Origin of the sequence: Paenibacillus tabacirhizosphaerae (assembly GCF_040812395.1) — a bacterium.
Classification (GTDB): domain Bacteria; phylum Bacillota; class Bacilli; order Paenibacillales; family NBRC-103111; genus Paenibacillus_E.
Map to the genome: position 1 here is coordinate 1 of NZ_JBFNXH010000093.1, position 540 is coordinate 540.

Here is a 540-nt window from a genome sequence, read left to right on the forward strand (position 1 = left end):
GGATCGAACCGCCGACCCTCTGCTTGTAAGGCAGATGCTCTCCCAGCTGAGCTAAGCCTCCATCTGGTTTTGAAAAAGATTATGGTAGCGGCAGAGGGGCTCGAACCCCCGACCTTACGGGTATGAACCGTACGCTCTAGCCAGCTGAGCTACGCCGCCACATAAAGTAATATATAGTTGGAACTGGCGGAGAGAGAGGGATTCGAACCCTCGCACCACTTACGCAGTCTAACCCCTTAGCAGAGGGTCCCCTTATAGCCACTTGGGTATCTCTCCAAGCTATATATTATAACTCAGGAATTATTATTCCCTGAAAACTAGATACGAAACTTGCGTAAAGTAGGTATTTGTTGAACCAGTTGTTTTCTGGCTCCCAATCAAGTATTCGACAATCGCTTCGTCAGCTTCTGCTTCACTTACTTGGGATTGTTTTGGTTAAGCCCTCGACCGATTAGTATTCGTCAGCTGCATGCATTACTGCACTTCCACCTCGAACCTATCAACCTCGTCGTCTACAAGGGGTCTTACATACTGGGAAAT

At 48.0% G+C, this 540-nt stretch carries 2 tRNA genes and 1 rRNA gene; all 3 read right to left on the minus strand.

Features of this window, described 5'->3' with window-relative positions:
* Positions 1-82: 82 nt before the first annotated feature.
* Positions 83-159: transfer RNA gene (locus ABRS97_RS28115), tRNA-Met, on the minus strand.
* 25 nt (positions 160-184) lie between these two features.
* Positions 185-276, minus strand: a tRNA-Ser gene (locus ABRS97_RS28120).
* A 155-nt stretch (positions 277-431) separates the two neighbouring features.
* Positions 432-540, minus strand: a 23S ribosomal RNA gene (locus ABRS97_RS28125); the annotation flags it as partial.